Source organism: Pseudomonas sp. SJZ078 (assembly GCF_007828255.1).
In the GTDB taxonomy this organism is placed as follows: Bacteria; Pseudomonadota; Gammaproteobacteria; order Pseudomonadales; family Pseudomonadaceae; genus Aquipseudomonas.
Genome location: NZ_VIUG01000002.1, coordinates 171,928 through 196,841 on the forward strand (window position 1 = coordinate 171,928; position 24,914 = coordinate 196,841).

Consider the following 24,914-nt stretch of genomic DNA (forward strand, 5'->3'; position numbering starts at 1 on the left):
GTCTAGAGTGAAATATCCGCGCCGGATACATCGGGAGGGATTCCTGTGAACCAGCTTAATGACTACACCAGCCTGACTGATCCATTGAATGTAAAAATCATGGAGCTGGCCCCCAAGGAAAAGCGCGATGGTAAGAAAACCAACCTGTTCTTCACCCCCGACACCGCATTCGACGCCAAGCCACTGACCCTGACGACCGGCAGCTATCCCTTCACGCCCATCGGCAGCCTGGGCATCACCCAGGTGGATACCACAGGAAAGGAATGGAGGCATGTCGTCAATCAAATCACCAACAGGCATGGCCTCACTTCGGATTACGGCAATCCTGACCGAGCCGATCAACTGGTCTTGCTGGACACCCTGGACGCCCTGAAGATCAAGGAGGCCGTCGCACGGGACAAGCAGTTCACCAAAGGCAGCTACTACCATCCCGACGTCGAACAGGTATTCGGGACAACCAACCCTGTCACAACCTATGCCGCCCAACAGGTCATCGAACGCCGAGCCGTCTTGTGTCAACCCGTGCCCGATCCGATTGCGCTCAACTACTGGAACCTGCTCAGCTCGGACCCGACCGCGCAGGCAAAGGTCTATAACTGGCTGCAAACCCATGGGTGGATTTCCCACAAGTTCTCGGTCCATGACAGAAAATCGGGAAACAGAATCCAGAACCACTTCCAGAACCTGGAGAACTCCAACGCCATACATTTCGCCAGCGAAACCCGTGGGGAATATGCTGCCGCCAAACTGCTGATTACCGTCCTCGGCAACGAATACCAGATGAAGATCGGCAAAGCCTCTTCAGGTCGCACCAATGGCATCGACCAGATATGGGTCAAGCGCAACCTGATCAGCGGCGTGGTGGAGGAATACATCATCGTCGAGTGCAAAGGCAGCGTGGATGCGTCGCTCAACGAAGCCAAGTATGGCTGGCAGATGTCGCCGTGTTGGGTCTTCTATTGCCTGGTCGGTCTGCTGGGCACCAATGGCAGTCTTGCCAGTACCTCGACCACGGATGTGTTCGCCAAGACCACCATGGTCAGGAAAATCTTGAACGCCTTGATCAACCCAGGCCCGCCCGTGGTGAAAGGCCTGGTCATCCAGCCCATGACCAAGTCCATCACCGCACCGAATAACATCGAAATGGTCGACTTGGGCGCCTATGACCTGGTCGAGCAATATACGAATGCGGTGGCCGGACACTCGAAGTTCCATAACGCCCAGGTGTTCACCGGCACTTTGTTCTAGGACGTCAACGCCATGAAAAAAACAGAACAGGAAAGCCTCCTGTACACCCTGAAATCCCGCTTTGAACAAAACCCCCATCGTCACCCGGACCTTCAATGGCCTGACATCCAGGCCCGGCTCGAAAGCAACCCTACCGCGCTGAAAACCCTCCAGGCCATGGAAACCACCGGAGGCGAGCCGGACGTGATCGGCCACGACAAGCATACCGGGCGCGTGACCTTCTGCGATTGCGCCAGGGAAACCCCGGCCGGCCGCAGAAGCCTTTGCTATGACCGCGCCGCCCTGGACGCGCGCAAGGAAAACAAACCTCGGGGCAGCGCGCTCGAGCTGGCCGCAGAGATGGGCATCACCCTGTTGACGGAGGATCAGTACCGCGAGCTGCAGGCGCTGGAGGCATTTGATTTGAAGACGTCCAGCTGGCTGGCCACACCCGCTGAGATTCGCTCGCTGGAGGGGGCGATATTCGGTGACCGGCGTTATGGCCGGGTGTTCGTGTACCACAACGGCGTGCAGTCGTATTACGCGGCGAGAGGGTTTCGGGGAATGCTGGGTGTTTGAACTGAACCTGTTTGCGAAGCGGAGTGGCTGTCGGCGAATAGGTTGAATGCAGGGCCGCCATCGCGAGCAGGCTCGCTCCCACAGGGGATTCGTGCAAGCGCATAGTTTGAGGGGGTCACGGCTTTTTAGCGATGACGACCAACCCGCCCACTATCAGCGCCGCGCCTATCAGCGTGCGCAAGGTGATCACTTCCCGCAGGATGAGCCACGCCAACAGCATGGTGACCAGTACGCTGCCTCTGTCAATCAAGGCAATGGTAGCGACGTCGCCCAGTTTCAACGCCTTGTAGTAGAAGATCCAGGACAGCGCCGTGGTAACGCCGGAGGCTCCAAGCCACAGCAGGTTTTGCTGGTTGATCTGTGCGATGTGTTGAACCGGCACCGCCCATGCGGCGAATACCAGCACAAACATGCACACGAATAATGTACGAACGGTCAGCCCCAGTTCGGCTGATATGCCGTTGAGCCCCATCTTGGCGATCACCGATGTGAAGCCGGCAAAGAACATTGAGATGCAGGCGTATATCACCCATTTTTCCATGGCTTCTATTCTCCAGATCGGGTAGTCGGAACAGACATTCGAAGCTCAGGTGTCATGTCCTGCATTGGTATTTGTAGCATCTCATCCGCGACGCGATATCGATTAGACAGTAGCGGCAGTTGATCAGGGTCTAGGTTCGTCAAAGGCGCATACATGGCGAACAGGTCGCCTGTCGTCTACTTTTGACTGGAGCCGCCATCACCCAGCCTGGAGACATCTCATGTTCACCTTCCCCCGAGCGCAGCAGAGTAGAAGATGGGAAGGGCAGGGTGACCTGCTTGGCGGTGGAATTCCCTGGTTTGGCGTGGACAGTCTGGGGGTGTGCTTCGGTTTCAGTACGCTATGGATTAAGCTCGGCGCACCTTATAACTGTTTTGATGCATTGCGGGCCGAGAACCAGGCGGTTATCGAAACCCAGCGCAAGCTGACCCAGGCTATGGAAGGATTCGAAGTGTTGATGGCCATGGGCACTACCGCCGAGGGCATCATGGGAGCCAGTACGGTCAGCGAGACTGCCTACGTCGACGGTGTTGCCAGCCACATCGTCCTCGACATCCTCCAGAGAGCCGGCGCCCGCCACTTCGTTGTCTCGTTCTACTTCTCCGGTGGGCCGGAAGGCGCCGGTGGTCATGCGATCGGGGTGTCCTTCGATGTGGGCCAGACGGGGAGGCTCTTCGACCCCAATTACGGTATCGGCGCCTACTCGTCGAGAACCGACCTGTGCAACGACCTGCATGGGTTGCTGGCGAGCTACGTTGTGCCCAACGGGCATGTCAGTGCCAGCTACCTTCTGGAATTCGCGGTCGTCGACGATGACGATGGGTTTGGTGATTTCATGAGTGCAGCTGATTTTCACTGATTGACGTTGATGGGGTTAAGCGCAGGCGCGGACGTCCTTCCAGGTCCTCAGCCCCCGGACACACCTTCCAGCAACACCTGTTCCAAAATCCCGAAAAAACATTTGATATGCGCCTGCTTCAACGCCTGGGGCCGGCTCACCAGATAGACCTCCAGGTCTGGAATAGGCAGCTCCGCAAACACCTCGATCAGGTCCTGCGCCAAGACCCGAGGCAATACCGCCACCCCCATGCCGCGCCGCACTGCCTCAAGTTGTGCCGTGAATGAATTCACGCTGATCGGCCCGCGCTCCAGGCCGCCGGCTTTTGCCGCGCGCAATTGCGGCAGCATGTCCAGCGGAGGAAGCAAGGCGATATGGGCCGCCGTGGCCGGGGTGAGCCCTGGAGAGCGCTTCAAATAGTCTGCATCGGCGAAGACGCCATAAGCGACTCGGTCTATATGCTTGTAAATCAGTGATGGCTCACCCAGATGCGCGGTGCGCACCCCGATGTCGGCCACGCCGCGGACGATCTTGTGGAACTCGGCGGTGACCAGTAATTCTACTGAACAACGGGGGTGCAGGGTGGTGAAGCGGCTCGCGGCCTCCAGTACGGAGGAGGAGAAGCCTTCCCCGGCACTGACCAGCACGCTGCCACTGAGCTCGGCCTGGCGCCCGGTCGGGCTCGCAACGGTTTGTCGGCGCAAACCGGTTTCCGCGGCCAGGGCGACTTCCACCAGCGACTGGCCTCGCGAGGTCAGCCAACAGCCTTCGACGCCCCGCTCGACAAGGGGTTCGCCCAAGGCGCTTTCCAATTGCGTCAGACGACGGGACACCGTGGACGCCGCGATTCCTAACAACTGTCCCGCTTGAAGAAAGCTACCGCGCCGCGAGACGGCCAGCAGCAGTCGAAGATCGTCCCAATTCGCTTGCAATGCCATGCGTCCTTTCTTCCCTGGTTTGCATATATGCAAAGCCATTATGCAGCAGTCGCTGTTTTTCAAAAATGGCGCCGACGGTATATCTACGGCCCTTCGAAACCCATGGAGTGGACTCTATGACCACCGGCCCCAACGACTATGCGGAACGCGCCTCAAGAGCCTTCAATTGCCGTGATGTGGAGGCGATGCTTGCATTGGTGAGCGAGGACTTCATCTACCTCGATGGCTCGGGCATTCAGATTGGTCGCGAGGCCATGCGCAAACGGGAAGTCGCATTGTTCGAAGCGCTGCCCGACGCTGAAATCAACTTTAGCCCTTTCATGGTCGCCGAGGACCGACTGGCGCTGGTCGCCGTACTGTGCGGCACCTTCACCGCCCCCCTGATGTTGCCGGAGCGAGTGATACTGCCCCATGGCCGGCACATCACTGTGCACTTTGCGGCGCATTTCATCTTCAAGGACGGCCTGGCTACCCATGAAGAAGTGTTCTTCGACAGCGCGGTGCTGCTGCCGTCCGCCGAACAGGGGGAGGGCTGAACCATGCAAAACATATTTGTGACCGGGGCAACCGGCTTGCTGGGTAACAACCTGGTACGGGAACTGGTTGCGCGTGGCTACGGGGTCAAAGCCCTGGTCCGCTCCAGAAGCAAAGGTGAACAGCAATTCAGTGACCTGCCCGACGTGGAGCTGATTGTCGGCGACATGGCCGATGTCAACGCCTTCGCCGCCTCGCTGCAAGGCTGCGACACGGTGTTCCACACGGCGGCGTTCTTTCGCGATAACTACAAGGGCGGCAGCCACTGGGCGGCGCTCGAAGCGATCAACGTCACGGGCACCCGAGATCTGCTTCATCAGGCGTACCGCGCGGGCATACGCCGATTTATTCACACCTCGTCAATCGCCGTGCTCGACGGTGAGCCCGGCGCGTCCATCGACGAAACCTGCCTGCGGGCCGAGGTCGATGCGGACGATTACTACCGCAGCAAGATCCTCGCCGACCGTGTCGTCCTGTCTTTCCTGGATGCCTACCCCGACATGCACGCTTGCATGGTCCTGCCCGGCTGGATGTGGGGGCCTGGCGACATGGGCCCGACGTCTTCGGGGCAACTGGTCGATGACGTCGTGAATGGCAAGTTGCCCGGGTTGATCCCCGGCAGCTTTGCCGTGGTCGATGCCCGCGACGTGGCCTGGGCTCTGATTGCCGCAGCCAGACTGGGACAGCGAGGCGAGCGCTACCTCGCGGCGGGCCGGCATATGACCATGGGGCAGTTGGTGCCTGTGCTGGGACGGATCGCGGGCGTCAAAACACCTTCGCGGCAACTGCCGCTGCCCTTGCTATACGCCTTTGCGACGGTGCAGGAAATCTATGCCCGGCTGACCGGCAAGCCGATTCTGTTGAGTCTGGCGACGTTGCGGCTGGTGATACGCGAGGAGCATCGCACGTGTTTCAACCCTCGCAAGAGCGAGCAAGCGCTGGGGCTACGCTTCCGGGATCTGGAAGTGACCATTGCGGACACGGTGGCCTGGTATCGGGAGCATGGTGGGTTTGGCAAGCACAATGCTGTAAACACTGCATAACGACTGGGCCGTTCTGTGGCGAGGGGATTGTTCCCCGCTGGGATGCATAACAGCCGCAACCTCAACTCCCCAAAAAACCACCCCCCAGCCTGATGCCAGTCAGTTAAGCCACGAACGATCCGTTCCCTTCAAGTCTTCGCCCCACCTGCCGCTATTGGTATGACAATTTTTACCCACCCCTCGATTGTCTTTGCGATACCTTTGCCTTTCGGCAGTGGGGTTGGCGAAAGCACGACAAGAGAACGCAGCGAATGGACGACGGACGAGACGAAAGGAGGGCGGCTGAGGCTGGAAGCGCGACGGTGTCTTCCGATTCGCTGCCGCATATTCTGCTGATCGACGATGTTCCGGAGGATCTCCGTGCGACGCTGATACTGCTGAAGGCGCAACCCTGGCGCATTTCCCTGGCCAGCGATGCTCACCAGGGGTATCAGCGAGCGCTGGCATTGCGTCCCGACTTGATCGTGCTGGATGTGCACATGCCGCACATGGACGGTTTCAGCCTGTGCCGGCTGCTGCGCGAGGCGCCATCGACCCGGCAGACGCCCATTCTCTTCTTGTCCTCGGCCAACAGCACCTTCGAGCGCCTGGAAGGGCTGACCGTGGGCGCGGTCGATTACATCCCCAAATCCTGCGCCCCCGAGGAAGTGCTGGCGCGAATCAAGATCCACCTGCAATTGACCTGGCGCGCGCCGCCGCCCCTTCAGCACAACCCGACGGACCCGGAGCCGGAGGGTGACGAAATTGTGCTGCGCGCCGCGATGCGCTGGATTGAGCAACATCTCGACGATATGCCCTCCCTCGTGCAACTGGCGCAAAAAGTCGGTACCCATGAAAAACGCCTTTCGCGGATATTTCGCGAGTACCTGGGCCTGACCGTGTTCGCTTACATTCGCGATGCGCGGTTGCGTCGAGGCCAGACCTTGCTGAGCGAAAGCGCCATGAGCGTGCAAGACGTGGCTGAATTGATCGGTTTTCGCAATGCCTGCAACTTCACTACGGCCTTCCGCCAACGCATCGGCATGACCCCCAGTCAATTTCGCCAGCAAACCCTGGGCATCACCGATGCCGAGTCGGCCGGGCGCGCCTGATGCGGCTCGTGCAATTTCTGCTGCTGGCGATGACGCTGTTGTCCGCCGGCCTGTTGCGCGCAGCGCCCGTGGACGCCTGCCAGGCTGAACAGTTGGACGTGATGCCCGCGATGCAGGTTTTCGAAGATCCCCAGGCCAGGTTGAGTCTGGAGGACGTCGCGCAACTGCCCGACGGGCGATTCAGCACCGCGACCCCGACTTGGCCGACGCAAGGCTACAGCCGCTCGGCATTCTGGTTGAAACTGCAACTCACCAATGCAAGCGCCAGGGCCTGTTCGCGTTTGCTGGTAATCGGCGCGCCGCGCCTGGAGGACATCCGCATCCATCAACCTGTCGACGGACACTGGCGCGAGGTCCGGGCTGGTAGCGCCCATCCCCTGGCCGAATGGCCACAACCGCCGGCGCGCCAACCGGCGTTCCCGGTCACGTTGGCGGCCGGGCAGAGCACCACCTTGTTCATCCGGGTGACCAGCAATTTCCAGTTGCTGCTGGAGCCGCAGCTGTGGTCCGAACCGGCGTTGCTGCGCAGCCAGCAACAGACCTACCTGAGCGACGGTCTGACCCTGGGCATTGTCCTGCTGGTGGTCCCGTTCGGGCTGATCGTTGGCTGGATCCTGCGCTCCCGCTTGCTGAGCGTGAATGCGGGGGCGGTGCTGAGCTATATCCTGCTGACCTGCACCGTGAATGGCTACTTGGTCTACTGGCCCGCGGCGCTCGGCTGGACACGTGAGCTACTGGCCTGCCTCAGCGTGACCTCGTTCGTTCTGTTCCTCGCCTACATGCGCGTGTTGTTACAGGTGGCCCGGCTGCCCAGAATCATTGGCTGGAGCTATTGGGTGCCGCTGTTGGGCTGTGCCTTTGGCCGAATCTGGTGGTTGAAGGTCGATCCGGTCCAGGGCGCGCAGATGATCCAGGCGTCGCTTTTGAGCTTTTACGGTGCGCTTCTCGCCACGCTGTTCATGGCATGGCGCAGGCGGCTCACTTACAACTGGATGGCGTGGCTGGTGCCGGGGCTGCTGCTGTCGCAGTTGTTGATGCGATTCTTCTTCCCCCAGGAACAGTTGCCCTGGCAGTCCCCGCAAAGCAAACAGAGCCTGTCATCGACATTGCCCGGCGTGGCGTTACTGGTGTGCACATTGATCATCGAAGTCAGCCGCAGTCGGTATCGGGAAAAGCACGCTCTGTTCACCCTCGAACAGCAGCGCCAGGCCGAGCACGAGCGCCTGGAAAGCACCGTGGCGCTGCGCACGGCACAGTTGCGCGAATCGCTGGCGGCACGCAGTGCGTTGATGGCCCGCATCAGCCATGACCTGCGCTCGCCGCTGGTGCGCATCATCGATTATTCGCGCCTGCTGCACGCGGGGCTGAACCGGGAGTACCCGGCCCATATCGAGCGCAACGCCCGTCAGCAACTGGAACTGATCGACGAAATGCTCGAGTTCTCCCAGGGAGAATTGGAGCAGATGCAACTGACCCTCGCGCCCGGCTATTTGTACGGGTTTCTGAAAGAGATCGAAGAGGAGGCGGGCTTCCTCGCCGCGCGGCAGGGCAACACTTTTGAAGCCGTTCTGGTGCCGGATTTGCCGGCGCTGGTTGAGGCCGATTTCAAACGGCTGCGGCAGGTCCTGATGAACCTGTTGGCCAACGCGGCGAAGTTCACCCGTAACGGCCGGATCCGTTTCGAAGTGAGCGCTGCTCCAGGGGCGACGGCTGACAGCGTGGTGCTGTGTTTCAGCGTGATCGACAGCGGCATCGGCATCGATCCACTAGAGTTCGAACAGCTGCTGCAACCGTTCCGTCGCGGTCGCAACGCGCAACGCTACGAAGGCAGTGGGTTGGGCTTGTCCATCGTCACGCAACTGCTGGAGCGCATGGGCAGTCGGCTCGAACTCCAGGCCGGCGAGCAGGGCGGCAGCCGCTTCAGTTTTCGCCTGCAATTGAACTGCGCCCAGGAACACGAACTGGAAAACGGTATTGTCGATAACCATGCCGAGCCGTTCGATGGCCGAGGCCAGCACGTGCTGCTGGTGGACGATGTCGAGCAGAACGGCGAATGGCTATATGACCTGTTGGCCGGCTACGGGTTTGACGTGAGCCTCGCGGCGAACGGCGAAGACGCCTTGGCCTGCCTGGCCCAGCAGCCGGTCGACCTGCTGATCAGCGACCAGATGATGCCCGGCATGGACGGCTGGGCATTGCTGCGACAGGTGCGCGAGCACGGGCACGATTGCCCGGTGCTGCTCTATTCGGCCGTGCCGCCCCGCAGGCCGGAGGGCTATCCCGAGGACCTGGCCTTCGATGCGGTTCTGCTCAAGCCCGCCGACAGCCGTGAATTGTTGGCGTGGCTCAAGGCACTGACGGGCTCGAGCAGGGTGCGTCGGCCGATGGCCCGGGAGCAATAGCGTGCTCGGTCGGCGTTACCGGCGGCTCTTGCTTGGCAGTCTGACGGCATTGCCCTGGACGTGGGCCTGTGCTGAGCAAGCGCCATCGCCGACCGTGCCTGCGGTGTCGCCCGGCCCCCTGGTCTTGGAGGAAACCACGGTGACCGCTCGTCGCCGCGAGGAGGATCCGCAAGATGTGCCGATCCCGATCAACGTCCTTTACGGCGAGCAACTGGACGAGGCCGGCCTGCACCGGCTGCAAGACATCCAACAGCGCGTGCCCGGCCTGGTAGTTTCCGGACATGACGCCCGCTTTGCCGGCTTCGGCCTGCGCGGCTTCGGCGCCACCGCCTACAACGATGGCCTGGAGGGCAGCGTCGGTACCTACGTCGATGGCGTTTACCAGGCGCGCCAGGGCATGGCCTTCACCGAGTTGATGGACATCGAGCGCATCGAAGTGCTGCGCGGGCCCCAGGGCACCCTCTTTGGCAAGAACACTACCGCGGGCGCGCTGAACATCATCACCCGCCAGCCAACCTTTCAGCCTGAAGCCAACCTCGAAGCCAGCTACGGCGAGCGCGGCCTGCGGGAATATCGCGGGACGGTTTCCGGGCCGTTGCAGGACGATGTGCTCGCCGGCCGACTGAATGTTTTCGACAGCGCCACCGATGGCGCCGTGGAAAACCTGCAAGACGGCGCCCGCCTCGGCGATGCCGACAGCCATGGCCTGCGCGGCCAGTTGCTGTGGACGCCGACCGCCGACTTCAGCGCGCGCCTGATCGCCGACTATGCCGAGCAAAACGAAGCCGGCAACGTCCTGCTGGTCAATCACTACAGCCAACAGACCCGCAAGCGCGCCCAGTTCCTCGGCTATCCGCTGCCGGAGCCCGACCCTTACAAGCGCGAGGCACGCATCGACGCGCCGGGTCATCCGCAAACCCTGCAGAACGGTGTCTCACTGGAATTGAATTGGGACCTGGACGAGGCGATGCGCTTGACCAGCATCACCGCCTACCGCGACTGGGACTACCACGCCACCCGCGACAGCGACAGCACGACGCTGTCCGTGGCCGAGTCCGAAACCGAGCTGGGCCACCGGCAGTTCAGCCAGGAATGGCGCCTGTCCGGCACGGTCGGTTCGTCCGTCGACTACGTGGCCGGGCTCTATTACCTGCGCCAACAGCTTGACCGCGAGATCGACGCCGATTTTGGTAAGGACGCCGCGGCCTGGTTCGTCGGCGATCAGCTGGAAGCCTTGCGCAAGCTCTATGGCATCACCTTCACCGATCCGAAGCAGGTGCCGGCGATGCTGCTGGACGGCGCCCGGCAACGCTATGACGGCGAACAGAAGGGCGACAGCCGAGCCATTTTCGGCCAGCTCTCATGGCGGCCGATCGACCCGCTGGAACTCACCGGCGGCCTGCGCTACAGCCAGGAGCGCAAGGACGGCTGGATCTCCCGCGACGTCAGCAATCTCGCCCCGCTGACGGGGTTGCCGCCGGTATTCCAGGCCGGCGGGCAATTGCTGCGCGACATTGCCCTCGGCGGTGCGTATTACCGCGAGGATTCGATAAAGGAAAACAACCTCTCCAGTCTCCTCAGCGCCAGCTACCGCTTCAGCGATGCGGTAATGGGCTACGTCAGTTGGTCGCGGGGCTACAAGGCCGGCGGCATCAACTTCGACGTGGTCGGCCCGTTCACCGCGCCCACCTTCGAGCCGGAGCGCGCCACGTCCCTGGAACTGGGCATGAAGACGCGCTTCTGGGATGAGCGCGCATTGCTCGACCTCGCCGTCTACCAGACCGACGTCGACAACTATCAGGCGCTCACCTACAGCCCGCCGACGTCCATGTTCGCGCCGCCGCTGCGGGACAATCTGATCAACGTCGGCAAGGTCCGCCTGCGCGGCATCGAGCTGGACTCCGCCTGGCAACTCACCCCTCAACTCACCGGGCGCCTGGGCCTGGCCTGGAGCGATGCGCGCTACCGCAGCTTCCCCAACGCCCCGTGCCCACCGGCCTCGGGCCAATGGACCTGCGACCTCAGCGGCGACCGGCTCTACAATGCGCCGGAATGGAACCTCAGCAGCGGCCTCGACCACACCCATCCGCTGCCCTACGGGCTGGAAGCCTTCAGCGGCATCGACTACAGCTTCCGCACCGGCTACTCCGGCACCCTCGAAGGCGGCGAAGGCAGCTATCAACCCAGTTACGGCCTCACCAACCTGCGCCTGGGGCTGCGCAGCCAGGACCGTGGGTGGGAAGTGGAAGGTTGGGTACGCAATGTCTTCGACCGTCGCTACATCACCGCCGTCTACTCACTGCTGGGCGCCGGTGACTATGGGGTGATGCCCGGCAGCGAACGAACCGTCGGCACCACCGTCAGGCTCCGTTATTGAGGGAAATGAAACGGGTCGGACAAAACGCCAGACGATTGCCGCCGGCCTTTTTCGACAGGTACATCGCCTGGTCCGCCTTGCTGATCAGCCCATCGACTTCCTGCCCATGCTCCGGAAAGAACGCCACGCCGATACTGGCGGCGATCTCCACCGTTTGCGCGCCAATCAAGATCGGCGCACTGGCCGCCGCCAGCATCCGCTTGAGCAGCGGCTCGCTGTCCTCCACCGCCTGCAAATCCACCAGCCCCGCCACAAACTCATCGCCACCGAGGCGCGCCAATGTATCGCCCTCACGCAACGTCGCATTGATCCGCGCCGCGACAATCTGCAACACCCGATCTCCCCAGTCATGTCCGTAACTGTCGTTCAGCGCCTTGAACCCGTCCAGATCAATGAACGCAATGGCCACCTTGTGTTGGTGAATCCGCGCCTTGCCCAGTGCCTGACGCATCCGCTCGGCCAACAGCAACCGATTGGGCAGTTGCGTGAGGGCGTCATAACGGGCATCGCGCTCCAGTAACTGAAGGCGTTGCTTCACCTGCGTCATGTCGCTGAGCAGCGCCACATAGTGCTGCACGTTACCGTGACGGTCATGCACGGCACTGATGCTGATGCGCAACGTCATCTCCCGACCATCCTTGTGGTTGCTTTGAATCTCGCCGGACCAGTGCCCGTGGAAATCCAGCGCGGTCTTCATCGGCGCATAAAACGCCGTGAGCCGCCGCACCATGCGATGGGAATTCAAATCCCGGCCCTTCACCTCGTCTTGCCCGTAACCGGTGAGGCGGGTGAAGGCCTCGTTCACGCTGATGACCCGACCGTAAGGATCAACTAGCACAATGCCCTCCCGCGCATGGCTGAACACCGTCGCCGCCAACTCAAGGCAAACACCGCTACCGCGCAGCTCCAGCGCGTCCTCGTCACGGGGCGCCGGCCATATGCTGGAGTCGAAGCCCTGCTGTGCCAGGTAACCGGCCAAAAACGAAAGCGCCCGGTGCAGCCGAGTCAGTGCGTTCGTTACGAACCTGGAATCAAAGCAATAGCTGCGGATGAAGGTGCGTAGGTTCATTTAGGTTTATGTGAGGCTGGCGGGTAAGGGGAGTGCGAGTGAAGGGGGGATTATCGGGGGGCGGATTTGCCGAGAACTTTGCTGGAGAGGATGGGGGCTTTGCGGGAGGGGATGGAGGGGAAATATTTTTGCTGGGCGTGCTGTGGCTGCGCCTTCTGAGCTGGGAGTTTCCCCAGGGTATCCACCCACCTGTGGCGAGGGGATTCAGCGAAACGTCGCACCGCCCCGCTGGGCTGCGCAGCAGCCCCAAACCGCAAGAGTGAAAAACGGATCAGATGGCTGGTCATTTCACCACTTGGTTCGGTATCGAAATCCAATCTGATAGTCGAACTTCTCTGGATCGATTGGGTGATCAAAGAAGGGTTGGATGATAGGTATCCATCCAGCGAGCACATCAAAGCCTCCGTCATATATCTCCGGTTCGCTTTCCAGATCCAAAGCGGTGATTACCGACAAATCGTCCCCCAAGTCTTTCGAGTATTCTTTGCCTTCAGCCAGTTCGGTTTTTTTGTCGTACCAATCCAATTTAAGCTTCAAACCCATTGAAATCCTCACAAGTATTTTTTAATGCTGCGGTTTTTTCTAGCCTGACTTACTTGCAGACCCGTTTCGTGATCGAACGCGCCTAAATGGCTTCCATCGCTTGCGCGGTATGCCTCGAGCTCACCATGTCTGGAATCCCATTCATAAATAGTTCTTCCTTTAGGATCAACCCACCGCTCTCTAAGGCCTGCCCCTGCTTGTTTAGGTGTTTTCTTTTTTGCGGATTTTAGATTTGGAATACCGGTAATTTCTTCGGTTTCTGGCGCTGGATGATAGTCATGATCGGCGTTACCGCTTCGCCTGACCGAGGCAACGACATAAACCGGTCGAACCCCCGAATCCGCCGGAAACACCAGAATGAAATCCTTGTACTCCGGCGGATAGATCGGATCGACAATGATGCTGTCGGCCATTGGCGTCGGCGGGTAGATCCAGATGGGAGGCGCCTGCGGCGCGGCCTCCAGGGCGGGGATGCCGAGGGTGTCGGCCGGGTTAGTGGCCGGTGTCCAGATCAGTTCGATGCCATCACCCAGGTCGGCAACGAACTGGTCGGCTCGCGGAGTGAACTGGACAACGTCGACCATTTCCCAGTCGCGATTCTGACCGGTGTAGAAACCGTAGCCCTTGAGGCTGCCGTCGGCCTGTTGCTCGATGTTCAGGCGCATGCGACTGCGGGCTTGCTTGAGGTTACGTAGCTGGTCTTCGCTGTAGAGCGCGCTGTCGTCCAGGCTGGAAGGCCAGAGCAGGGCGACGATGCCGGTCAGCAGTGCTGCGCCGACGGTGCCGCCAGCGGTAGCCGCCGTAGTAGCCGCGGAACTGCCCAGCGCGAGCCTGCCCAACGTAAGCGGAACCGCGCCCGCGCCGATCTGCATGAGGGGGACCGTGCCGGATGGATCGGCGCTGCGGCCGCCGAGCCACATGAGATCGCCATACTGCTTGACCAGATCGGCCGGGACGTAGCCGTTGGGGTTGTTGTAATCGATGATGCCATCGGGGAGCTTGCAGCTCTTGGCAAACACGCTTCCCGCGACGCTGAGTACGGGCTTTTTATCTAGCGTGGCCCAACGCTCCCGTTCATAGGCAGCCTGCCGGGCAAGCATGGCTTCATAAGCTTGCTGTCGGGCCTTGCGCTCGGCCAGTTCGCTGGCGGTCATGTCCCGATAGGTGACGTAATGCCCGTCACCACCGGGCGGGTTTCGGACCTGGGGGATGTCTTTTGTGCGTGTCGCCACGTAGTGAGTCTCGTCCAGTGAGTGCGGGACAGACGCTAACGCGGGAAGATAGGGGCGCGATGTAGGAGGTTTCTGAAGTGGTCGTTCCGGTTTCCTCAATGCAGGTAGGGCTAGCTGTTTGAATAAGCTGAAGCGTCAGCTCGGTTTGAGCTTATGAATCCGTGCTGTCATGGAACAACCCACCCGCGCCAGAATAGCTAAACTCACTGCTTATCTTTGACCAGTAGAGTTTAGGGGATGCTGATGCTGATCCGGCGTTACCAGCTAAACATGCGTGGAGTAGCGACCATGAATTACGATGACAAATTGATAGAAGAAGCTGTGCTTGCCTTGTTGGCAGCCTTCAGTTCCGACGACGGAAACGCTTGGAAAGGTTTCGACTTCGAAGTCATGAACCGATTGCATGAACAAGGCCTCATCAGCAATCCGGTAAACAGGAACAAATCGATCTGGTTGACGGTTGAAGGGCTGGAGCGAGGTCGGCAGCTTGCCGACAAGTTGTTTGGGACAGAGCGTTGAGGGGCGCGTCTGAACGGATTACCCACTCGCCAGCACAACCCGTCCAAACCGGGCGTTGTGATCCTGCGGCGTAATCGCCAGCAACTGATCGAGTCGAATCTCTCGGCGACCTTCCGCAGTGTCCACATCAAGAAACTCCTCCCGCGTGGGGGCGGTGCGCGTGGTGATTGCACGGGCGGTCAGGCGTTGGCCGTCAGTCAGTTCGATGTCCAGCGTGTAGCCATACAGGCAGGCAATTTCCAGGTAATCATGCAGGTCGCAGTTCAACGGTTGATAGGTCTTCATCTCAAGTGACCCCCAAGGGAGCGAGCGGACAGGTTAGGGCGCTACCTGTCCGTCGCAAGATTAGAACTCTCAATCAGCGCAGCTGTTTCAACATCGTCTGCAGTTGCTGGTTACGCGCCTCATCCAATGGGAAAACCGGCAGACGTGGATCGCCAACCTCCAGGCCAAGCGTACGCAAGCCGGCCTTGATGGTGGCAGGCAAACCGCCCTTGAGGATGAAGTCCAGCAGCGGCAATTGACGATAGAACAACGCCCGGGCCTGGCTCAGGTCGTTGGCCAGTACGGCCGCATACAGGTCGAGGTTGAGCTGCGGGATCAGGTTCGGCGCGGCGGTGCACCAGCCCTTGGCCCCGGCGGCGAAGGCTTCCAGCGCCAGCGGGTTGCAACCGTTGTAGAACGGCACCTGGCCTTCGCCCAGCAACTGCAGCTTGTGCATGCGCTGAATGTCGCCAGTGCTTTCCTTGACCATGGTGACGTTATCCACCGCGTTGAAAATCCGCAGGATCAGCTCCACCGACATGTCGATGCCGCTGGTGGCGGGGTTGTTGTAGAGCATGATGGGCAGGTCGATGCTGGCGCCGATGGCCTGGTAGTGCGCGAGGATTTCCGCCTCGCTCAGTTTCCAGTACGAGGCCGGCAACACCATCACCACATCGGCGCCCTTCGCCTGGGCAAAGCGTGCGCGGCGCACCGCCTTGGCGGTGGTCAGGTCAGACACGCTGACCACGGTCGGCACCCGGCCGGCGACGCGGGCGATGCTGAACTCGCTGACCTGGTCCCACTCGGCGTCGCTCAGGTAGGCGCCTTCGCCGGTGCTGCCCAGGGGCGCGATGGCATGCACGCCGCTGTCGATCAGACGGTCGATGGACCGGCCCAGTGCGTCCAGGTCCAAGCCCTGGCCGTCGCTGGAGAAGGGCGTGATGGTGTAGCCGATGATGCCGTGGATGTTGGGGGTAGACATGGCTTCGCTCCTGGTGGGTTCAGTTCAAGCAATCGGCGTGTTGGCGCAGGGTCTGCCGGGCGTAGTAGTTGAAGGCGGCCGCGTGACGCTTGGGGCGGGCGATCCAGTCGTGGGCTTCGCGGCCCAGGTGAGGCAGGATCGGTTTCACCTCGCCGGCGGCCATGGCCAGCAATTGCAGCTTCGCGGCGCGTTCGATCAGTTGGGCGATGTTGCAGGCTTCTTCCACGGTGGCACCGGTGGACAACTGGCCGTGGTGGGAAAGCAGGATGGCGCGCTTGTCACCCAGGGCACCGGCGATCAATTCGCCTTCCTCGTTACCCACCGGCACACCCGGCCAGCCCTCCAGGAAGGCGCAGTCGTCGTACAGCGGGCAGAGGTCCATGTGGGAAATCTGCAGCGGCACTTCGAGCATCGACAGCGCGGCGATGTGGGTCGGGTGGGTGTGAATGATGCAATTCACATCCGGCCGGGCGCGGTAGACCCAAGTGTGAAAGCGGTTGGCCGGGTTGGGCATGCCATGGCCCTCCAGCACCTCGAGGTCTTCATTGACCAGCAACAGGTTGCCGGCGGTGATCTCATCGAAGCCCAGGCCCAATTGCTGGGTGTAATAGGTGCCAGGTTGCGGCCCACGCGCGGTAATCTGCCCCGCCAGCCCTGAGTCGTGGCCGTTCTCGAACAGGATGCGGCAGGTCAGGGCCAGCTTTTGTCGTACAGTCCACGTATTATCCGGCAGTGTTTTCTGCATCTGGTTAACAGCATGCTGGACCAACTGGTCCTTGGGCGTCGCCAGTGTCTTGCTCATACCCGTTCTCCTGATTCGTTCTTTGACCGTTCTTGATCCGCGTCATGGAAGCTGTGAAAGGAAGGTGCTGATGACACTAAATAGACTATATGACACAAAGTGTCATTTGCAATCGCAGATTGTCCGTTTCTCTGGAAATGTTGGTTACCTATGTCCATTCGCTTGAAATTGCTCAGGAAAAAACTCGGCATGACACTGGACGTCCTGGCCGAAAAAACCGGGATGACCAAGAGCTACCTGTCCAAGGTGGAGCGGGGCTTGAGCACGCCCTCCATCGCCACAGCACTCAAGCTCGCCAAGGCCCTGAGCGTGAAAGTCGAGGAGCTGTTCTCCGAAGAAAACGTCTCTCTCGACAGCTACAGCCTGGTGCGCAGCGAAGACCGCCAATCCCTCGCGGCGAGCAGCGGCAGCTCCGAATACGCGGTATTGGCCCACCAGGTGTCAGAGCGCAGCCTGCTGCCCTTCATCCTTTACCCGGCGAGTGAGTTCACAGCGCATCACGCGTTCAAGGAACACACCGGAGAGGAGTTCCTGTTCGTGCACGAGGGCCAGGTGGAAGTGGACTTCATGAACGAGCGCGTGCTGCTGAACCGTGGCGATGCCCTGCATTTCAATGCGCAGAAACCCCATCGGTTGCGTTCGGTGGGGGATGTTCAGGCGCAGTTGCTGGTGGTGGTGCACAGCGATGAGTCGCCAGAGAAGAGCGAGGGCGCCTAGTGGCTCCAATCGCAATGCCATTCAGATAAGCAAAACAATGAACTGTGGCGAGGGAGCTTGCTCCCGCTGGGCTGCGCAGCAGCCCCCTCCTATAAGCGCCTCGCCACAGACCTTCCGACAGCCTCAATTGAACGGCATCGGACATCTGCTCAGACCAGTCGAGCGGCGTCTGTCAGTACAGACCGACAGACACCAGCGACGAAGGCTCGCTAGGCCACAGCGCCTTGCGCCTTTGCCTACAACTACGCCAGAATCCGCCGGCTTGTGCGCCTGGGGTTGCGTCGGTAGTTTTGGACCTGTCGCTGATTGTCAGTGATCGGGTTTAGCAGCTCGCTGAGTTAAGTCGCACAACGCGTCATCAGACAGGAATCCCCATTCCTGCACTTGATGGTGGCTGTGCGCAGGGCGCCCTCGGGCGCGCCGATTTCTTAACTCGTCGGTCTGCTAACCTGCGTACAGCTGCCTCCCAATTCGTTTAGCAGCGAACGGGTCGTGGCCTCAACCTGAGAGTTAAGACCATGGTCAAAATTACACCGAACCCTCCAGTTACAGATACAGACGAACCCACATCCCGTGCCCAGTCTGCCCGCAACAAAAAGCTCGACGACGCGGCCACCCGTGCGTTGGATTACTACCTGAAGCCCAAGCCTAAGAGCGAAACGTCTGACAAGTCGGACTCCATTTTTCGGATTGATCCGGGGGTGGATTCTGAGTGTTTGCTTGCGAATCTCAGTGAGAACCTGGCGTCGGCGAATGCCATGATCAGTGATTTGGCGTTTGATCTGGATGGGTCAAGACGGCGGGTTGCGTTGGGGATTTTGCAGGTGATTGAGGTGAGTGAGCTGTTGGCGAATCGGGCTTTGGATATTGTTGAGGTGAGGTAGCCGAGGCGTTTGCCCTCAGGACAAGAAAGGTCTTGCGCAGCTAGGCCTTTCTTGTTCGGAAAAATTACCTCTCCTTACTTGCAATTAGTTGCTGCTGGTTAAAAAAAACAACAGGTTTCGGGGCAGTTCTATAGAGCACTCAGATTCCAACGCTTTAATTTGAGATGTATTCAGTTCGTAATCGTAAAAATAGTCTTCTTCTTTGGTCCAGCTCATTATTTTTGCTAAAACTTGAGTGTCAATGCAGAGCGTTTTTTCGTATGAAGCGAAGTCGTCGCCGTCCATTACCCCCATTATTTTGTGTTTCATGGCTCTATCCACCTCGTTGGGTCGGCTGGTTTGGTTTGGGCTCCCGTAATATGGTCGAATTCGCCCAAGTGCTTTCCTCGCTTGTTATATTTTTCTACTGCACCATGCTGTAAATCCCATTCATATATTATTTTGTCATTATCTTTCCAGCGAGGACGTAATCCTCCTCCTTTCATGCGGGTTTTGGGTGGCGCCCATTTCGCACTTGGAAAAGCAGGTAAAAAATCTGGTTTCGGGTGGTAGTCATGATGAGGCGTACTCACCACAACATAAACCGGCCGAACCCCCGAATCCGCCGGAAACACCAGAATGAAATCCTTGTACTCCGGCGGATAGATCGGGTCGACGATGATGCTGTCGGCCACTGCCGTCGGGGGATAGATCCAGATGTGAGGCGCCTGGGGCGCGGCTTCCAAGGCGGGAATGCCTAGGGTGTCGGCTGGATTCGCGGCCGGGGTCCAGATCAGTTCGATGCCATCACCCAGGTCGGCGATGAACTGGTCGGCGCGAGGGGTGAACTGGACAACGTCGACCATTTCCCAATCACGATTCTGGCCGGTGTAAAAGCCGTAGCCTTTGAGACTGCCATCGACCTGCTGCTCGATGCTCAGGCGCATGCGGCTGCGGGCCTGTTTGAGATTGCGTAACTGGTCTTCGCTGTAGAGCGCGCTATCGCCCAGGCTGGACGGCCAGAGCATGGCGACGATGCCTGTCAGCAGGGCAGCGCCGACGGTGCTGCCGGCAACTGCAGCCGAGGAAGTCGCCGAACCGCCCAGCGCGAGCCTGCCCAAGGGAACGGGAGCCGTTCCAGCGCCGATCTGCTTGAGGGGGATCGCGCCAGATGGATCGGCGCCGCGACCGCCGAGCCACATGAGTTCGCCGTACTGTTTGACCAGATCTGCCGGGACGTAGCCGTTGGGGTTGCTGTAATCGATGATGCCGTTGGGGAGCTTGCAGCTTTTGGCAAACACGCTTCCGGTCACGATGGGTAAAGGCTTTTTATCCACCGTGGCCCAGCGTTCTTGCTCATAGGCCGCCTGCCGGGCAAGCAGGGCTTCGTAAGCCCGCTGCCGAGCGTCGCGCTCGGCCAGTTCGGTGGCCGTCATGTCCCGATAGGTGACGTGATGCCCGTCACCGCCGGGCGGGTTTCGGACCTGGGGGATGTCTTTTTTGCGTGTCGCCACGTGGTTGTCTCGTCCAGTGAATGCGGGACAGACGCTAACGCGGGAAGAGAGGGACGCGATGTAGGAGGTTTCTTGAAGTGGTTGTTCCGGTTTCCTCAATACAAGTAGGGCTGGATATTGAGGGGCGGAGCAATCTGAAGCGTCAGATGGGGCTGTCAGTCATTGGGCAACCGCAACTCGCCAGCCGACGTCGCCTTGCGCCTTTGCCTACAACTACGCCAGAATCCGCCGGCTTGTTCGCCTTGGGTTGCGTCGGTAGTTTGAGACCTGTCACTGCTCATCAGTGATCGGGTTTAGCAGCTCGTGGTGAAACAAGTTGTGCAAGGCGTCATCCAGTCAGGACTCCCATCCTGCACTTGATGGTGGCTGTGCGCAGGGCGTCCCCGGACGCGCCGGTTTCTTGTTTCCCCGGTCTGCTAACCTGCGTACAGCTGCCTCCCATCGTTTAGCAGCGAGTGGGTGATGGCTCCTACTACAGGAAGCAAGAGAATGGCAAAAGTTACTCCGAATCCCCCAGATGCCGACGAACACATCTCCCGTGCTCAATCTACCCGCAACAAGAAAATCGATGACGCTGCTACGCGAGCGTTGGATTTTTATTTGAAGCCCAAGCCTAAGAGCGAAACGTCTGATAAGTCAGACTCCATTTTCCGGATTGACCCTGCGGTTGATTCTGAATGTTTGCTTGCGAATCTCAGTGAGAACCTTGCTTCGGCGAATGCCATGATCAGCGATCTAGCGTTTGATCTGGACGGGTCGCGACGGCGTGTTGCGTTAGGGATTTTGCAGGTGATTGAGCTGAGTGAGCTATTGGCGAATCGGGCGTTGGATATTGTTGAGGTGAGGTAGGTTGGGCATGTGGATCGTTAATCCACGAAGCATAAAAGGGTCTTGCTGAGCAAGACCCTTTTAAGTAAATTCGTCCCCTTTACCGTCTGGGTGGCTAAGAGCTATGATGATTTGGTTATATTGGTGTTATAACCTGCCCGAGAATTGACATGAATCTAGCGCTTTTAATTGGAATAGATAAGTATGACCGTTTGTCATCATTGCCTGCCTGCGCTCACGACCTTGCCAATATGCATGAGGCATTAAAGGCGACTAAAAAATATCACGAAATAAAAGTTCTCGACGTTATGTCGGCAGGAGAAGTTAAAAAAACTCTGCGGGAGTTTTTTTCTAGATTTACTAGTGTTTCAAGTGTTGATGAAGTGTTTATATATTTTTCTGGTCATGGAGGGTATCAGGATGATGCTTTGTTTTGTTGTTCTGATTACGATGAAAAGCGAGCGGCAACAACATCAATCAGTAACACAGAATTAGACGATTTGCTGCGAAGTGTTAATCCTAAAGTTTCTGTCAAAGTCATTGATGCTTGCCAGTCGGGTGCTCCATACATTAAAGATTCAGGCGATGGATTTGTAAAGTCACTTAGAGCCAGTAAACTTTCATCTTTCATCTGTATGGCCTCCAGTCAACATGACCAATATTCATACGCTTCCGGCACTGCTAGCTATTTCACAGATGCATGGATTAATGCAGCACTGTCAAAGGATAGTGGTGAAGTTCTTTATCGCGATATTCAGGCAGCCCTGGCTGACGCTTTTGCGGCAGATACAAGCCAAACTCCATTTTTCGTGAACCAAGGATCGGGGCTGGAGAGCTTTAGTACCGTTACCGAAGAAATGAAAGCGCTTTGTGCGGCACGTGTCGGTACTTTAGACGCCTTGCCTACAGAAAAAGACATAGGTGAAGTTTTACGGCTTGAAATCGCAAAAAGCGATTTGCGACTTGTCGAATATACAGAGGCAGCAGCGGCAATTGAATCAAGTTTTGATCTTTTAAGAAGCAAAAAAATCTCTGACCCACTTGTGAGTAGATTTTACACAAAAACAATCAGTACTGATCTGAATCTCACTGATTTACCAAACCCTCGCACATTTGCTTCCTTTGCCGACAGTCAAGGGTGGTCAAAAAAGTATTTTATTGATATTCAGTATGAGACGTATACGGCAACAATCAGTAATCCTATGAATCTTCTAGGGTTAGGTAGTGCTACTAAAGATTATACGGTGGAGAAAATACGTCCGTCGTATGTTCTTTCTACTGAGTCTTTGCCGATCGAGGCTGTAAAAATATCTTTGGAGGCTAATAATCCATCACTTCCGTCTTATCGTACGTATATAGGTATCATCCACTCTCATATCGAAGTTATGGTTCTATCTGCTACTGCATCACTTACCCAGAAGGGTTGGGATAGAAGAGAACTTGAACTGAGTGAGATAAAGTGGGAATACCACGCTGCTCCATGGAAAAGCATAGTTGGCCAGCCTGCTAGTATCTGGGATCGAGGGCTAAATTATGCAATTGATACGATTCGAAATAATCTGGAAAATATTGCGAAGAGAGCTGGCGCCGATTCGTAGCACGCACCAAGGCTAAAAAGGGGACGGATTTATTTTCTGATTGTGACGGATGGATCTTGTAAAGAGCGGAGCATCCAACCCAAGGAAAAAAGGGAACAGATTGGAAGGAAAAGGGACGGATTTATTTTCTTTGGCTGTGCTGTGCTAGTCCCTGTTTAACCAGCTTGGATACGCGGGTCGCAGCGAACCATGCAAATTGACCAAAATCAACCAGCAATCGCTTCAGCACACGAATGCACTGACCCAGCCGATACCGTGCAGCCCTAAGAACACGACGCCTATCAGCCGCAGGCCGTGCATCAATCAAACACAACTTGGTAGTCGCCAACGCCACTTTTGCTCCGACCGCCACAGCGACAGCAAGGAAATACAGCCAACGGTGATTCTTGGCTTTGTCATGTTGGCTGACTAGCGCCGACAACTGCTTCAAGGAAGGCTTGGCACCGGCGAGCCAGGGAATGATGCATTCGCTGGCCAAGGCTACGGTGTGGCTGCTGATATTGTTGTCTACGAGTCCCGGCGGAGCATCAGGGTTGACCGAGCAATAGCCACGGGGGACGTACTCACAGGTGCTGGAGAGCGGCGATGAGCGCGACATGCCATTGGAAAAGTGCTTCACGGGGCACAACCGTTGGTTGTAGTCGTTGATCTCTGTGCGAATGGCGATCACGTCCTCATCGCTTAGGGTTCTTCTATTCGCGGCGTAGAACCCCTTGGACTCGTTCGGTGCGAAATCTATGAAGTAGCCGGATTCACCTTCCTTGATGTGAGTGAAGGTCCACTGTGAATCGCTGCTCCACTGGCACGACTTCAGGCTACCCAAGTCATTGGCCTTACAGTAATCGTCGTAGCGCCTGATTTGGCTCAACAGGAACGCGCTGGCGTCCTGGATGCTCGCTGTCGCCTCTTTCAGCAATGCGGCGTCTTCATTGGCGCCGTTGTCCGCGACGAAGAACACCGCTACGACCAATGCCAGCGGAAACCAGAAGTGATCGTATAGCTGTCGGAAGCGTTCGGTGAGGTTGAGGTTGTCATAAATAAGGACCATGACAGCCCATCCGGTGAGGGCGCAAAGCATCAACAGGGGAATCAGCCCGACTTCGCTGCCCAGCTTCCCAACACCGTTGATGGTGTAACGGATGGGCAGGTAATTGATGGTTGGGAAAAGGCCCAGGCAGTTCAACAGACCGGGTAGGAACAAGAGCGCGAAGAAGATGAACACGCCTCGCTTCTTGCTCACTGTAAAGGCCGCTGCTGCCAGCAACGGGATCAGCAGCAGTGACAGCATCATCAGATAGCCCAGCGTGATCACCATGGCTTCATCAGGCGACCAGTAAGTTCCGATGATTTGTCCGGCGTCGTTACGCCCGGTGAAAGTCGATGATACGACGCTAAGGCCTTCAAGGATCTGGTGCAGGTTGTAGGCCGCGCCGTGGAGAAACTTTACGTAAGGGTAGAAAAAATCCCCTATTGAAATTGACATCAATCTGAGTCCTTCAATTCTTTTGCCAATCCGTGGTTACGTAGAAGAGAGCGTGAAAAGCGGTCAGATTATTTGTGGGTCTATCCAAGGCGGATCGCCCATTCGGCCTTAAGATGCAAGTGCTCTGATCATCGCGAGTGAGTAAACGTTTCCCTCGCCGGATCCCCATAATAGAGGGGATAGTCGGTCGTCAGCGGTGAATATTAAATGAGTGGATGACAGCTCGATCAGTTTGGAGTCAGTCAAGCCAAATTGCGGGAAGTAGGGGTTTTGTAAATCGTCGTTGAGATTGGAATCTATCTCTTTGAATGTTTCAAAGATGGTTCTGGCAATTTCAAAGGCTTTCTCTTGAGCGTAACCCTTTAAATCTAGAAGGTTGGAGACCTCTGCGGCAATGTATTTCGTTGTGTAGCCCTCTCCAAATGGTTTGATGGCTTTAAGCAACAAGTCATAGTCGCGAATGCTAAAGTCTTTCAGTCGCTTCGAGCTAGAGATGAACCTGCCTTCTTCTACGCTGCCAATTACTAGCAATAGCAGAAGGTTGGTATCAATAATTATGTTTCTTTTGTGGTTGGGTACCGATCTTTTTTTGTTTTTGGCCATCTTATTGGCCTTTGTAACGCTTGAATCCCTTGAGCGATCCATCTTTAGATGAAACTAAAAAAGTCTTGTACTCTTTCCGCTTGCCCAAAACAGTGGCCAATTCAAAAAGCGGCGTTCTAGTACGCGTTCCCGAGAGCGATGAAGGGGTACGGTCGACATCGTAGCTAAAGGTCACTTCATATCGCGAGTTGTCATCTGAAATGACGATCTCCTCCAGAACTATGTTACTTGCTCCCTGTACAAAATCATCGAAGCCATTACGGGCAGCTGCTTCAGCCTTTTTAAAATCGATCATGATTTCCTCCTGCCGGGTCAGTCAGCGTAAAT

26 protein-coding genes are annotated in these 24,914 nt (G+C 57.9%); 13 read left to right on the top strand and 13 right to left on the bottom strand.

The genetic code is table 11. From position 1 onward, the window contains the following. Nucleotides 1-45 precede the first annotated feature (45 nt). Both FBY02_RS02670 and FBY02_RS02675 read left to right on the top strand, forming a co-directional pair. Entirely contained in the window at nt 46-1,248 is a 1,203-nt protein-coding gene (locus FBY02_RS02670; protein ID WP_144923039.1) for a hypothetical protein, read from the top strand. A 12-nt stretch (nt 1,249-1,260) separates the two neighbouring features. Next, nucleotides 1,261-1,806, top strand: a complete 546-nt coding sequence (locus FBY02_RS02675) for a DUF4256 domain-containing protein (protein ID WP_144923042.1) — start codon at nt 1,261-1,263, stop codon at nt 1,804-1,806. 115 nt (nt 1,807-1,921) lie between these two features. Here the strand turns inward: FBY02_RS02675 and FBY02_RS02680 are convergent, their stop codons facing one another. Next, nucleotides 1,922-2,347 (bottom strand): EamA family transporter, encoded by a 426-nt coding sequence (locus tag FBY02_RS02680; RefSeq protein ID WP_144923045.1) that lies wholly within the window; start codon nt 2,345-2,347, stop codon nt 1,922-1,924. A 220-nt stretch (nt 2,348-2,567) separates the two neighbouring features. Here FBY02_RS02680 and FBY02_RS02685 point away from each other — a divergent pair, with 220 nt between their 5' ends. After that, the gene (locus tag FBY02_RS02685; protein WP_144923047.1) at nt 2,568-3,206 is read left to right on the top strand and encodes a YopT-type cysteine protease domain-containing protein; all 639 of its coding nucleotides are present in this window, start codon (nt 2,568-2,570) and stop codon (nt 3,204-3,206) included. A gap of 47 nt (nt 3,207-3,253) precedes the next feature. On the opposite strand, the gene FBY02_RS02690 is transcribed toward FBY02_RS02685, so the two are convergent. Beyond that, the gene (locus tag FBY02_RS02690; RefSeq protein ID WP_144923050.1) at nt 3,254-4,123 is read right to left on the bottom strand and encodes a LysR family transcriptional regulator; all 870 of its coding nucleotides are present in this window, start codon (nt 4,121-4,123) and stop codon (nt 3,254-3,256) included. Nucleotides 4,124-4,239: 116 nt separating this feature from the next. Between FBY02_RS02690 and FBY02_RS02695 the strand changes: the two genes are divergently transcribed. The 5 genes from FBY02_RS02695 to FBY02_RS02715 all read left to right on the top strand — a co-directional run bounded on the left by FBY02_RS02695 (nt 4,240) and on the right by FBY02_RS02715 (nt 11,570). Continuing rightward, the gene (locus FBY02_RS02695; protein WP_144923054.1) at nt 4,240-4,659 is read left to right on the top strand and encodes an ester cyclase; all 420 of its coding nucleotides are present in this window, start codon (nt 4,240-4,242) and stop codon (nt 4,657-4,659) included. Between the two features lie 3 nt (nt 4,660-4,662). Further along, on the top strand, nt 4,663-5,700 hold the full coding sequence (locus FBY02_RS02700) for an SDR family oxidoreductase (protein WP_144923057.1): 1,038 nt from the start codon (nt 4,663-4,665) through the stop codon (nt 5,698-5,700). A 251-nt stretch (nt 5,701-5,951) separates the two neighbouring features. Continuing rightward, on the top strand, nt 5,952-6,791 hold the full coding sequence (locus tag FBY02_RS02705; protein ID WP_178111874.1) for a helix-turn-helix domain-containing protein: 840 nt from the start codon (nt 5,952-5,954) through the stop codon (nt 6,789-6,791). Next, a complete protein-coding gene (locus tag FBY02_RS02710) occupies nt 6,791-9,193 on the top strand; it encodes a 7TM-DISM domain-containing protein (protein ID WP_144923063.1) in 2,403 nt (800 codons plus the stop codon). Before FBY02_RS02705 ends, FBY02_RS02710 begins: the two co-directional genes overlap by 1 nt. A gap of 1 nt (nt 9,194) precedes the next feature. Next, nucleotides 9,195-11,570, top strand: coding sequence for a TonB-dependent receptor (locus FBY02_RS02715; RefSeq protein ID WP_144923066.1), 2,376 nt, complete (start codon nt 9,195-9,197; stop codon nt 11,568-11,570). Here FBY02_RS02715 and FBY02_RS02720 read toward each other — a convergent pair. From FBY02_RS02720 to FBY02_RS02730, 3 genes are all read right to left on the bottom strand, one after another. Continuing rightward, on the bottom strand, nt 11,554-12,639 hold the full coding sequence (locus FBY02_RS02720; protein WP_144923069.1) for a sensor domain-containing diguanylate cyclase: 1,086 nt from the start codon (nt 12,637-12,639) through the stop codon (nt 11,554-11,556). The two genes, FBY02_RS02715 and FBY02_RS02720, sit on opposite strands and share 17 nt — an antisense overlap. A gap of 288 nt (nt 12,640-12,927) precedes the next feature. After that, the gene (locus FBY02_RS02725; RefSeq protein WP_144923072.1) at nt 12,928-13,182 is read right to left on the bottom strand and encodes a colicin E3-like toxin immunity protein; all 255 of its coding nucleotides are present in this window, start codon (nt 13,180-13,182) and stop codon (nt 12,928-12,930) included. An 8-nt stretch (nt 13,183-13,190) separates the two neighbouring features. Then, complete coding sequence (locus FBY02_RS02730; RefSeq protein WP_144923075.1) at nt 13,191-14,414, bottom strand: colicin E3/pyocin S6 family cytotoxin; 1,224 nt, start codon at nt 14,412-14,414, stop codon at nt 13,191-13,193. Nucleotides 14,415-14,651: 237 nt separating this feature from the next. On the opposite strand from FBY02_RS02730, the gene FBY02_RS02735 reads away from it, so the two are divergent. Then, the gene (locus tag FBY02_RS02735; RefSeq protein ID WP_256662464.1) at nt 14,652-14,933 is read left to right on the top strand and encodes a DUF6429 family protein; all 282 of its coding nucleotides are present in this window, start codon (nt 14,652-14,654) and stop codon (nt 14,931-14,933) included. 18 nt (nt 14,934-14,951) lie between these two features. Here FBY02_RS02735 and FBY02_RS02740 read toward each other — a convergent pair whose 3' ends face one another. From FBY02_RS02740 to FBY02_RS02750, 3 genes are all read right to left on the bottom strand, one after another. After that, on the bottom strand, nt 14,952-15,218 hold the full coding sequence (locus FBY02_RS02740) for a Rho-binding antiterminator (RefSeq protein ID WP_144923078.1): 267 nt from the start codon (nt 15,216-15,218) through the stop codon (nt 14,952-14,954). Nucleotides 15,219-15,291: 73 nt separating this feature from the next. Then, nucleotides 15,292-16,179, bottom strand: a complete 888-nt coding sequence (locus tag FBY02_RS02745) for a dihydrodipicolinate synthase family protein (protein WP_144923082.1) — start codon at nt 16,177-16,179, stop codon at nt 15,292-15,294. A gap of 19 nt (nt 16,180-16,198) precedes the next feature. Continuing rightward, a complete protein-coding gene (locus FBY02_RS02750; RefSeq protein WP_053152480.1) occupies nt 16,199-16,981 on the bottom strand; it encodes an aldolase in 783 nt (260 codons plus the stop codon). A 150-nt stretch (nt 16,982-17,131) separates the two neighbouring features. Between FBY02_RS02750 and FBY02_RS02755 the strand changes: the two genes are divergently transcribed. Next, the gene (locus tag FBY02_RS02755; RefSeq protein WP_144923085.1) at nt 17,132-17,698 is read left to right on the top strand and encodes a helix-turn-helix domain-containing protein; all 567 of its coding nucleotides are present in this window, start codon (nt 17,132-17,134) and stop codon (nt 17,696-17,698) included. 518 nt (nt 17,699-18,216) lie between these two features. Beyond that, on the top strand, nt 18,217-18,582 hold the full coding sequence (locus tag FBY02_RS02760) for a DUF6124 family protein (protein ID WP_144923088.1): 366 nt from the start codon (nt 18,217-18,219) through the stop codon (nt 18,580-18,582). A gap of 84 nt (nt 18,583-18,666) precedes the next feature. Here the strand turns inward: FBY02_RS02760 and FBY02_RS02765 are convergent, their stop codons facing one another. After that, the gene (locus FBY02_RS02765; RefSeq protein ID WP_144923091.1) at nt 18,667-18,891 is read right to left on the bottom strand and encodes a hypothetical protein; all 225 of its coding nucleotides are present in this window, start codon (nt 18,889-18,891) and stop codon (nt 18,667-18,669) included. Further along, nucleotides 18,888-20,075, bottom strand: coding sequence for a colicin E3/pyocin S6 family cytotoxin (locus FBY02_RS02770; RefSeq protein ID WP_144923094.1), 1,188 nt, complete (start codon nt 20,073-20,075; stop codon nt 18,888-18,890). The genes FBY02_RS02765 and FBY02_RS02770 overlap by 4 nt, the downstream gene beginning before the upstream one ends. Before the next feature lie 489 nt (nt 20,076-20,564). Between FBY02_RS02770 and FBY02_RS02775 the strand changes: the two genes are divergently transcribed. Together FBY02_RS02775 and FBY02_RS02780 are read left to right on the top strand one after the other, a co-directional pair. Then, nucleotides 20,565-20,924, top strand: coding sequence for a DUF6124 family protein (locus FBY02_RS02775; RefSeq protein ID WP_144923097.1), 360 nt, complete (start codon nt 20,565-20,567; stop codon nt 20,922-20,924). A gap of 149 nt (nt 20,925-21,073) precedes the next feature. Next, complete coding sequence (locus FBY02_RS02780; protein WP_144923100.1) at nt 21,074-22,501, top strand: caspase family protein; 1,428 nt, start codon at nt 21,074-21,076, stop codon at nt 22,499-22,501. 121 nt (nt 22,502-22,622) lie between these two features. On the opposite strand, the gene FBY02_RS02785 is transcribed toward FBY02_RS02780, so the two are convergent. The 3 genes from FBY02_RS02785 to FBY02_RS02795 all read right to left on the bottom strand — a co-directional run bounded on the left by FBY02_RS02785 (nt 22,623) and on the right by FBY02_RS02795 (nt 24,882). After that, a complete protein-coding gene (locus FBY02_RS02785) occupies nt 22,623-23,984 on the bottom strand; it encodes a hypothetical protein (RefSeq protein WP_144923103.1) in 1,362 nt (453 codons plus the stop codon). Between the two features lie 108 nt (nt 23,985-24,092). Beyond that, nucleotides 24,093-24,587: a hypothetical protein gene (locus FBY02_RS02790; RefSeq protein ID WP_144923106.1), complete on the bottom strand. Its 495-nt coding sequence runs from the start codon at nt 24,585-24,587 to the stop codon at nt 24,093-24,095. Between the two features lies 1 nt (nt 24,588). Then, nucleotides 24,589-24,882, bottom strand: a complete 294-nt coding sequence (locus FBY02_RS02795; RefSeq protein ID WP_144923109.1) for a hypothetical protein — start codon at nt 24,880-24,882, stop codon at nt 24,589-24,591. Nucleotides 24,883-24,914: the final 32 nt, after the last annotated feature.